Consider the following 9,276-nt stretch of genomic DNA (forward strand, 5'->3'; position numbering starts at 1 on the left):
GGCATCCCCTCGCTTCGCCACGGCCCGATCGGTCCCTCGACCCTCCTGAAGCCGCGGGCGCTTAGCGGTTCTCGATGCGCCCGATGTTCTTCAGCTCGATAGAGATCAGCCCGTTCGGCGCGCTGACGAACTCGATGAACTCGGGGCTTTGCGAGTATTCGGCTGGGAACTTCACCTCGATGCCCGTATCGGTAACGATCTTGTGGCTTTTCGCCACGCGCTGGGCCACCGCCTTTTCCACGACCACGCGCTCCGGCAGCGCTTCCTCGGCGAGCGCTTCCTCGAAGCGCTTCTGCAAAGGCTCGTCTTCGAACACCTCGTCAGCAAGATCCCACGGCGCAAGCTCGTCCGACTCCTCGGCGTTTTCGGCCACATAGGCCTTCGCCTTCGAAACCGCCATCGCCGTGTTGGCGCCGTATTCCTCGGCAACTTCTTCCGCGATGCGCGCGACCGTGTCGAACACCTCCTTGCTCGACGCCTCCATGGAACACTGCAGCAACCCGTCGGGGATGAGCCAGCGGTCTTCGCCAGCGATGGTTCGCTTCTTGTCGCAGAACAGCACCGCGAGCGACTTCGACTCGATCAACGCGTAGGAAGCAACCTTTTGCGAGGAGTTCGGAAGGATCGCATGGTGACGCGCCACGTCCACGCGCGTGCCGCCCTCCTCGCCGCGGCCCACCTCGTGCATGAACGCCTGCTTGCTTTCCAGCAGAAGGAGCGCGAAGTAGCGCTTCCCTTCGCCGCGATAGGCCGCCTCGGCCTCCTCGTCGGTCATGTTCCGCACGTTAGAGTCGGTGTCGTCCTCGAAGTCGATGACCAGAAGATCGGTCGACTCGGCCTTCTCCATACGGCCCAGCTCGGTAGCGATGAACTCGGCTACCTGCACGGACAGGTCGATGAAGTCGCGCTGCCCCAGAAAATACGCGCGAATCTCTTCGGCGAACATGCTATCTTCGGAGAACTCGCCGCGCTTGTTGTCCAGGTTGCCGAGCGCCTTTTTCGCATGGCTCGTCACGTAGCGCTTGGCGTTCTTACTGTCCAGGTCAAGCTCTTCCTGAGAGAAGACGTTGACGCACAAAACGAAATCGAAAACGTGCAGTACCGCACGGTTCACCTTGAGCATGGATGCCGTCCTTGAAATGTCGGGGTTCCTGTAAGCGACCAACAAGGATACCGGAGCGAGACCGACAAGGCGCAAAGTTCCAAGAATCACCAGACGCGCCGAAGCGGCAGATTACGCCCGCTCGGATGCGGCAGGCGCGCTGCGTGCGAGATACGGGCGGGGTGCGGGTGCAAGCGACGGACGAGCTGCGCGCGAGGTGCGCTCGACGCCTGCGCGGCGCGCCGCGCAGCGAGATGCCGGGGCGCTTCGGGGCGCCTTTCGTGCTTGCGATCCGAAAACCCGGCAGGTTTTTCGGATTGAACATGGGGATCGGCAAGGTTGGCGGGAGCGCTTCAATTCGCCACAGAGATTTCCAGGTTCTGTCAAAACGGACGAGTTTTGCGGGGATTTTCCGCCTCTCGCAGGCAGGTTACAAAGGGGCACTTTTCATCATGCCTGGTCAGAGACTTGCGCGCTGCATTTATCCTGACCTGAGGGCCAGCAAAACTCGTTCGTTTTGACAGAACCTGGGCGAAGACGATGTAGCGGAACCTTCGCGTTCTTCGGCCTACCCTCCCTGGCAAGCCTAAGCCCCATTCTCGGAGACCGGCTTGCCGTGAAAACCGTCTCCAGCTTGGTCCAGCTGACGCTCCTTGCGATCCTGTTCGTGTACGTGGCCCTCACGCTCCTTCGTATCGGGCGCGAGCAAACCCCTTTCCTCAAAGAACTACCGCGCAAGATCAAAACGATAGCCGTGATGCTGCTCGCCGCCGTGCTGCTGCCGCAGTGGCTGGGATACGCGCTGCTCAGCTTCGCCACCGGCCAGCCTTACTTCACGATATTCAACGAAACGGGCATCATCGCTTTGGTTGCGGCGGGCATCATCTTCTGCCTTGGGCAGATATTCGAATACGGCTACCTTATCCAAGACGAGAACTTCGAGATCATCTAGGGAAACGTCATGACTATTGTATTGCGCCTTGATCGGATGATGGCTGACCGAAAAATATCGCTTGGAGATTTGGCGGGGCGCGTAGGCATCGCGGACGGCAACCTCTCGAAGATAAAGAACGGCAAAGTGAGCGGCGTGCGTTTCAAAACGCTTGACGCCATTTGCCGGGAACTTGCCAGCCGGGCGACATCCTCAAGCGCATCGACGACGAACCGGAGCGCACTTAGGGGGAAACCCGAGCGCCGCCCGTCCCAACGACTCGGCAAAACCGCAGCTACTCCCCCTCCACGCGCCCGCGCCGCGACTTCACCTGTACGCGGCGATGCTTGTCGGCCAGGCGCGCCTCGCGCGCCCTTCGGGAAGGCTTCGTGGCATGGCGAGCCTTCGGGGGCATCGCCGCGCGCTCGAACACGGCATGCAGCTTCTGCAAGCACAGCCGCCTATTGCGAAACTGACTGCGCGACTCGCGCGAAACCACGACGATCCCGCTTGGGCGGTGCTCCATGCGCACCGCCGAGTCCGTGGTGTTCACGCATTGCCCGCCCGGCCCGCTGGCCCGAAACGCCTGCACCTCGCAATCGCGCTCGACCTCGTCGAGCGGTTGACGTGCCCATACGGCAAAGTCTCGGTATGTCGGGCGGTCTTGGTCCATGACTCCATACTAGCAGAAACCGCAAGCGCCTCAGCCCTCGCACGACTCGTCGACGTCTTGCAGCCGCCGCCCCCGGTCGAACGCGAGCAGGCGGCGATAGCGCGAACTCGTTCGCTCGAGCTCGCACGGAGCTCCGTCCAAAACCGCGCGGCCGTCCTCCACGAACACCACCCGATCGCAAGCCGAAGCGCCCAGCAGGTGATGCGTGATCATGATGACGGTGCGATCGGCCAGCGTCTTGAAGAGCGTGGACAGCAGGGCCTGCTCAGTCAAAGGATCCAACCCGACGCACGGTTCGTCCAAGATGACAACGGGCGCATCCTGCAAAAGCACGCGCGCAAGCGCGATGCGCTGCCTCTCGCCGCCCGAGAACCGCAGGCCAGCCTCGTCGACCATCGTGTCCAGCCCATCGGGAAGCCGGTCGACCATGTCGCGCAAGCCTACCTGCTCGAGAACGTTTCGCACCTCGTCAACGGACGCGTCGGGCCTCCCAATGCGCACGTTCTCCAAAAGAGTCATGTTGAACAGGTAAACGCGCTGCTGAATCACGCCGATGTACGCGCACGCGTCGTCTCCCAGGTCGCGCGTCGGCACGCCGCCGAGCGTAACCCGCCCCTCGTCGGGAACGAGGTCGCCGCGCATGAGCGATGCGAGCGTGCTCTTCCCCGCACCGCTGCGTCCCAGGATCGCGACCTTCTGGCCTGCGGGAACCTCAAGCTGCATCCCCTTGAGCACGGGCCGCGCAGATCCCGGATACGCATACGTTACGCCCTCCACCAGCATATCGAGGGGCGCGCACGGCTGCGCGGCTTGCTCCGCAGAGCGCTCGTCGACATCCGGAAGCTCGTTCAAGCGCTCGAGCGAGTCGCCGTACGAGAACGCGTCGACCGCCGACGCCGACAGCGGCGCGAACGCGTCGATGAGCGGGAAGAAGCCCAGCACGAACGCTGCGATCCAGTTCGCCGCATCGGCGCCCTGCCCGCCGAAATGCGAACCCGCCCAAACAAGGAGCAGCGCAGCCGTCACGGCGAACAGAACCTGCAGCACCACGTCGCGGCGGCGGGCGAAGCGCTCCTCGGCGGCGGCCAGCTCCCTCATGGAGCGCTCGGCCGCGCGGTAGCGCGTCAGGTACTCGTCGCCGCGCTGGGAGAACACCCAGTCGGACACGCCCAGCACGTTGTCGGTCAGCTCGGCGTACAGATCGTTTCGCAGCGCTTTGTAGCGCATGCGGCGCGCGCCGCATGCCAGCACCGAAACCGCAGGCAGCAGCAGGACCGCCGACCCCAGCATGACAAGCAGCATGCACGCCAGAAACGGCGAGAAGAACCCCGCAGCCGCCACCAGGGCGAACCACAGTACCCAGGCGATCACCGTCGGGAACACCGTTCTCAAATAAAGGTTCTGCAAATGCCCGATATCCTCGGACAAAAGACCCAGCACATCGCCCGTACGATGCGTCGCGCGGAAGAACAGCGCATCCTTCTCAAGCGACCGGTACAGCTTCAGACGCAGGTCGGACGTCATGCGCAGCACCCAGTCGTGGCTGCACAGCCGCTCCAGGTAATGAAGCAGCGGCTTGCCTATGCCGAATATGCGCACGAAGATGAGCGGCAAATTGAGGGCCAAAATGGACTCGGGCACACCGGCGGCGCCGCTTATCAGAAAGCCGGAGGTGAACATGAGGCCGGCCGCGAAAGCGAACGTCGCGAAGCCCAGGAACAGCGCGAGCGCGAGCACCTTGCGGTACCGCTTGAAGAACGGCACGACCCAGCGATCCTCGCGCCACGTCCTGCGCATAGCCCTCGCCCCCTTCGCATCCACGCCGCTCATGCGACATCACCGCCCAACCGAGACGCAAGCCGCGCATACGGCCCGTCGTGCACGGCCAGCTCTTCGGGACGACCCGCCTCCACCACGCGGCCCCCGTCGACCACCAGCACGTAGTCCATATCGGACATCCAATGCAGCCGGTGGGTGGCAAAAAACACCAGACGCCCCTCCATGAGGGGCAGCATGCGCTCCTTGAGTTCCCATTCCGTCTCGATATCCAGGTGCGCCGTCGGTTCGTCGAACAAGAGAATCCGCCGATCAGCATCCAGAAACGCGCGCGCAAGGGCTATCCTTTGCGCCTGTCCGCCCGAAAGGGACCGGGCCCCCTCGCCGATAACCGTATCCAAGCCGTCAGGAAGCTGGGAAACCAGATCGCCAAGGCCCATCGCCTCGACTGCGCGGGAAACGTCCGCCTCGTCGGCATCGGGGCGGTAAAACGCGATGTTCTCGCGCAGCGTGGCATGGAACACGTACGGATTCTGAGGAATGTAGGCCGTCTGCCGCTGCCAATCGACCCGATGCAGCCCGGCCGCAGTCGCGCCTCCCACGCGAAACGACCCCGCACTTGGATCGGCGAAGCCGCCCAACAGGTTGACCAGGGTGCTCTTGCCAGCGCCGCTCGCACCGACGATACCCACGCGCGCGAAGCCGCGCACCTCGAACCGCACGTCCTCGAGAGCCTTGAAACCCGGGTACGAGAAACCCACGCCGCAGGCGGAAAACGCGCAATCCGGCCCCCAGGTCGGCACGGGATCCGAAGCGTCGTCGACAGGCGCGGCCTGCGGCTCGTCGACGATGCCGAGGATCGAAACCAGCGCGTTCTTTCCGTCGAGCGAGGCGTGGTAGTCGGCGGCGAACTCGCGCACCGGCTTGAAGTACTCCGGAACCATCACCAGCACCACGAGCGCCGGGAAAAAGGCAAGCGTCCCGTCCACCAGGCGAAACCCCAGCATGATCGCCACAGCCGCCAGCGAGCCGGTTGCGAACAAATCCAGCACGGTGCTCGACAGCGTGGCCACGCGCAGGGTTTTCATGGTTGCTTCGCGGAAGCGCTCGCTCGCCGCGTAGATGCTGCTGCCGTAGGAGCGACCGCGACCGAACAGCTTGAGCGTGTCGATGCCGCGCAGCGCGTCGATGAACGTGTTCGACAGCATCTGAAACGTCGCGTGCTGCTTGGCGGCCTCATCCTGCGCCGTGTGTCCCAGGATGACCATGTACAGGATAATAAAGGGAAACGCCACCAGCGCGATCACGCCCGAAACCCAATCGAGCGGGAATATCCAGCACAGAAGCACCAGGGGGATGACCACGACGCCCACGGCCTTCGGCAGAATCAGGCGAATATAGGTCTCCACCTGGTCGACGCCCTCTAAAACAAGGGTGGTCACGTTGCCCGTCCCGTGCTTCTGCACCACCGCCGCGCCCGTTTCGAACACGCGCGAGAGCAGCCGCTGGCGCAGTTCGTCGGCCCGCGCGGCCGCGTAGCGATCGAGGTACGTTTCCTGCGCGTACAAAAGAACCTGCCGCGCAACGAAGCACGCGACGAACAGCGCTATCCAGAAAACCTGGTCGGACACCGAAGCGCCCTTCCACAAATCCACGATCGCGGCAGCAAGGGCCCAAGCTTGCCCCACCACGGCGAACGCGCGCGCACAGGAAAATGCGACCAATACGACAAGCGCAGCGCGCACGCCCTGTAGCGCGAAGATAGCCTTGTCTATCAACGCCCGCCCCCTCGTCTGCGAAGCATCGTCGCTCTCGATTATTTGTTACTTCTTTTATATCATATAGAGACGGGCAGGCGCAAGCGCTTCGCCAGCACGCTGCTCGCAGCGTTCGTCAGCGCGCTTCCTCCCGAAAGCCCCACATCCGCACCTCGGGCTGCAGCCTAACGCCCGCGCTCGCCTGGACGCGATCCTGCACGTCGGCTATCACGCGGCGCACGTCCGCGGCGCTCGCTCCGTCCACGTTCACCACGAAGCCGCAATGCTTGGTCGAAACCTGCGCCCCGCCCACGCGATATCCTCGCAAGCCGGCATCCTGCACCAGCTTTCCTGCGAAGTAGCCCTCCGGGCGCTTGAAGGTGCTGCCCGCACTGGGCAGCTCGAGCGGCTGCTTCTCGGCCCGACGCCGCTCCAGATCCTCCATGCGCTCCGCAATGGCCGCGGGATCGTCGAAGGAAAGCTCCAAAACCGCGGACAGCACCACGTAGCGCTCGTCGTCCATCATGCTGTGACGATACGACCAGTCTGCTTCCTCGGCGCTCACCTCCACGATGCGGCCATCCGGCGTCAGGCAGCGCAACGACCTTGCCACGTCGCGAAACTCTCCCCCGTAAGCGCCGGCGTTCATGATGGCGGCGCCCCCGACGGTACCCGGAATTCCGCTGGCGAATTCGTATCCAGCCAGCCCGGCCTCGCATGCTACGCGCGCGACCTTCGCGTTCGAAGCGCCCGCGCAGGCGCGCACGATGTTGCCCGAAACGCTCACGTCCGACAGGTTGTCGGCGATGCGCACCACAACGCAGCGCAGACCCTCGTCGCTTACCAGCAGGTCGCTGCCCAGGCCCACGATGCGCACCTCGACGCCCGCCTCGCGGCACGCCCGCAACGCGAAGGCAAGGCCCTCTTCGTCGCGAGGCTCCACCAGGCAGTCCACCGGACCCCCGACGCGAAATGTCGTGAGCTGCGCCATGGGCACATCGAACCGCACGGCTTCGTCGCCCAAACGGCGAAGCAGCGCGCTCTTCAATTCTTCGTCAACCATGCAGTCCTCCTTGCACGTCAGGGCGAAAGCCCTGAAGCGCGCTACTTGCCGCCAAGGCGGCGCACCGTGCGCTCGCCCAGGTCAATGAGTTCCTGACGCCCATGAGTGCCCGTCTTCGCGTAAATGCGCCGCAAATGCGTGTCCACCGTGCTCTTCGAGATGAACAGCTCGCCCGCTATGCGCTCGCCGGTGCGGCCGCGCAGCGCAAGCGGCAGGATTTCGGACTCGCGCTTCGAAAGGGCGTGATCCTGGGATATGGCCCGGCACGCTTCGTCGAATCGATCGGCGTCGCGCACGATCACCGAGAGCGCGCGGAAGTCGCGCTCGGTGAACAGGAACAAATACGCGTACAGGGCCGCTAGCCCTGCGAACGCGGCGATAGCGTACGGAGCCTGCTCGACGGGCTCGAACAGCTCGATGGCGTTGCCCAAGGCGATGCCGGCCATCTCGCCCAAGTAGAGCATGGCGAAGCCCCGCGCGAAGGACAGCGCCGCATCCTGGCCGGTCAGCTTCGCCATCACCAGGAACAGGGAAACCAGCACGTACGTAAGCCCCAGATAGCCTGCCAGCATGATGGACTCGCCCGGAACCCCGAACGACCCCAGAACCGGCACGAACAGAAAGCCGGCCATCATCACCAGCACGGCAAGGCGGTACACGCCGTCGAGGGGACCTTGCTGATCGGCGGCATCCGAACCCGCCGAAGCCCCGCTCGAGATCAGCTGGAGCGCCGCCACGCAGAACAGGACCAGCAGCAGCAAGCTGGCCGAGAACGCCGGCGTCGAAGCCATGCCCGGATCCGACGCGAACGTTTCCATGAAACCCGCGGTCAGGCCGAACAACCCGGTTCCCGCGATGATCTTCTTCGACAGGCGCGCCGTTTCGTCATGCTGCTCGCGCGTGGCGACCAGATCGCCGAACCTGAAGCTCTGCAGCCCGGCGGACGGCCCTTTGCGCGACGAAGCATCCTCTTCTCGCGCGAAAGGCTCCAAGCCGCGCAGCGCGAACGCGCTTCCCAACGGCAGCAGCTTGAGAGCGAGCAGCGCATGCTCGACCGGGATAAGGGAGAACACCAAGCACAACCCCGCAGCGACCGCGGCGGCAATGAACACCTCGGGCACGCAGCGATCAACCGGGCGAACGCCGAACGCACGGCCCCAAGCAGCCAGCATGAACCCGGCGGGCACGCCCACGAGCAGCCCTTCCACGGCGATGCCCCACGCACCCGTCCCAGCCAAAGACGACACGACCGACCCCAGCACCAGCAGCCCCGCATAGCACCAAAGCAGCGTGCGGGACAGCAGCGCATCGCGCGCGCGAGGAGACGCGTTGCGCAGCATCGCGAACGAAAGCACCATGAACGCCAGGGTCAGAAGCAAATCGGCGCGCTCGAAAGCGAACTCCCCCTCCCCGAAGGCGCGGTTGGCGCCCAGGTAGAACAAGGAGAACACGAACCCCTGATTGCAGGCGAACCCCAAGATGGCCCGCACCGCGGACGGCTCGGTTATCCGGTCGAGTCGCAAGCCGAGCTGCACTGACCCCTCCATTCCATTCGATACGATACGATACGCAGTACGCATCCATGATAGCAGGAGATGGGAACCGCTCGCGGGAACCGTCCGAACTCCCGCGAGTCTCCGAAGTTCGGGAGCACAGACGTGCCGGGAGCCCGCACCCCTCCCCCCCCCCATGCGGCACGGCACGGCACAAAAGTTTCGTCCGCCTGCAAGCCCCGATAGGCCGCCGCGCACGAAAAACTCCCATCTTTGGCAGGTTTTGACGGTTAGGGGTCGTCTCTTCCGCCCTTCGTTTTGCAGAGCGCAAGCGCTTCGACATCGTACCTGGTCAGAAGCCCGGTCGAAAGCAACGCCGGAGAAAGGATGCCCATAGCGCGCGCTCGACGACCTCAAACCGTCAAAACCTGCCAGCGAAGGCGGTTTTTCGTGCGCAACCACGCGAGGCGGCGAAAAAGAA

6 protein-coding genes and 2 pseudogenes are annotated in these 9,276 nt (G+C 64.1%); 2 read left to right on the plus strand and 6 right to left on the minus strand.

Annotation, left to right across the window (positions count from 1 at the left end):
• Positions 1 to 61: 61 nt before the first annotated feature.
• Entirely contained in the window at positions 62 to 1,123 is a 1,062-nt protein-coding gene (locus tag ACMNI9_RS07105; protein ID WP_418831342.1) for a nucleoid-associated protein, read from the minus strand.
• Positions 1,124 to 1,718: 595 nt separating this feature from the next.
• Here ACMNI9_RS07105 and ACMNI9_RS07110 point away from each other — a divergent pair.
• Positions 1,719 to 2,054, plus strand: a complete 336-nt coding sequence (locus tag ACMNI9_RS07110; protein ID WP_216528557.1) for a hypothetical protein — start codon at positions 1,719 to 1,721, stop codon at positions 2,052 to 2,054.
• A 39-nt stretch (positions 2,055 to 2,093) separates the two neighbouring features.
• Positions 2,094 to 2,168: pseudogene (locus tag ACMNI9_RS07115) on the plus strand (transcriptional regulator); the annotation flags it as partial.
• A gap of 160 nt (positions 2,169 to 2,328) precedes the next feature.
• Here the strand turns inward: ACMNI9_RS07115 and ACMNI9_RS07120 are convergent.
• The 5 genes and pseudogenes from ACMNI9_RS07120 to ACMNI9_RS07140 all read right to left on the minus strand — a co-directional run.
• Positions 2,329 to 2,613, minus strand: a pseudogene (locus tag ACMNI9_RS07120) (peptide chain release factor-like protein); the annotation flags it as partial.
• Positions 2,614 to 2,736: 123 nt separating this feature from the next.
• A complete protein-coding gene (gene cydC / locus ACMNI9_RS07125; protein ID WP_418831343.1) occupies positions 2,737 to 4,503 on the minus strand; it encodes a thiol reductant ABC exporter subunit CydC in 1,767 nt (588 codons plus the stop codon).
• 29 nt (positions 4,504 to 4,532) lie between these two features.
• Positions 4,533 to 6,260 carry a thiol reductant ABC exporter subunit CydD gene (gene cydD / locus ACMNI9_RS07130; RefSeq protein ID WP_418831344.1) on the minus strand — a complete coding sequence of 576 codons (1,728 nt, stop codon included), beginning with the start codon at positions 6,258 to 6,260 and terminating at the stop codon, positions 4,533 to 4,535.
• Between the two features lie 115 nt (positions 6,261 to 6,375).
• Positions 6,376 to 7,302 carry a UDP-N-acetylmuramate dehydrogenase gene (murB, locus tag ACMNI9_RS07135; protein ID WP_418831345.1) on the minus strand — a complete coding sequence of 309 codons (927 nt, stop codon included), beginning with the start codon at positions 7,300 to 7,302 and terminating at the stop codon, positions 6,376 to 6,378.
• A 41-nt stretch (positions 7,303 to 7,343) separates the two neighbouring features.
• Positions 7,344 to 8,837, minus strand: a complete 1,494-nt coding sequence (locus ACMNI9_RS07140) for a LuxR C-terminal-related transcriptional regulator (protein WP_418831346.1) — start codon at positions 8,835 to 8,837, stop codon at positions 7,344 to 7,346.
• Positions 8,838 to 9,276 lie beyond the last annotated feature (439 nt).

The organism is Paraeggerthella sp. (assembly GCF_048427265.1).
In the GTDB taxonomy this organism is placed as follows: Bacteria; Actinomycetota; Coriobacteriia; order Coriobacteriales; family Eggerthellaceae; genus Paraeggerthella; species Paraeggerthella hominis.